An 842-nucleotide genomic window follows, 5' to 3' on the forward strand; every position below is an offset into this window, starting at 1 on the left:
GAAGGTATTTAGGGGATTTTGTTCATAGTTATTAAATTTTGCGGATTTTAAGTCTAAAGGATAATTAATTTTATCTTCTGGCCTGATTAATGCCATAATTTCTGCTTTAGAATATGGGTTTATAAGATTAATTGCTTTAGTTAAATCACTAGTGTAAGTGGCAATTCCACATCTTCTTGGGATATATGATGATATATATATCACATTAATACTTTTACTTTTTTCTCTTAAAACTCTCTTTAGCTTTTCCAATAACATCCTGGTTATAAAATAAAATTCCTGTAAGAATATTTAGGCTTCGACTACCTTTTTGTGGTTACCAAATTAATAAAGAAAGGACGAAGCCAATGGAAAAGTTATCACCATTAGCAAAAATACACAAGCAGTCAGGTAAGGTGCTTGAGAAGTTAAACATTTAAAGAAATCTGTTTAACAATTTGTTAAATAAAGGACACCTTTCTCTGATTGGCAACCATGGCTGGTTTCCACGCCGAGGGGAGAAGGCACGGTTTGACCAGCAACCCCTTGAAGTTGCCGCACTCATTGATGCCTGCTATGAAGCTTATCTCGCTACGCAAGATAAAAAATGGCGCCAGGCTATTGACCAATGTTTTAACTGGTTCCTCGGCGGGAACGACGTTCGCGAACCGGTATACGACTTCAGTACTGGCGGTTGCAAGGACGGCCTGCATTCCGCCGGGGTCAACCAGAACCAGGGTGCTGAATCAACCCTGGCCTGGTTGATGGCGCTACACCGCGTCCATGGGATTGCTCAGGAGAGCATCCTGACCAAAGGGTAGTTCCATCCTACTTGGCTAGTCCCGGAAGGCGTCCCGCAGAAG

Annotated in this window: 1 protein-coding gene and 1 pseudogene; one reads left to right on the forward strand and one right to left on the reverse strand. The window is 41.4% G+C overall.

From position 1 onward, the window contains the following. Window positions 1–252: pseudogene (locus HW443_RS12085) on the reverse strand (hypothetical protein); the annotation flags it as partial. Between the two features lie 185 nt (window positions 253–437). Here HW443_RS12085 and HW443_RS12090 point away from each other — a divergent pair. Next, window positions 438–800, forward strand: coding sequence for a hypothetical protein (locus tag HW443_RS12090; RefSeq protein ID WP_176236421.1), 363 nt, complete (start codon window positions 438–440; stop codon window positions 798–800). Window positions 801–842: the final 42 nt, after the last annotated feature.

This window comes from Candidatus Hakubella thermalkaliphila (genome assembly GCF_013281975.1).
GTDB lineage: Bacteria > Actinomycetota > Humimicrobiia > Hakubellales > Hakubellaceae > Hakubella > Hakubella thermalkaliphila.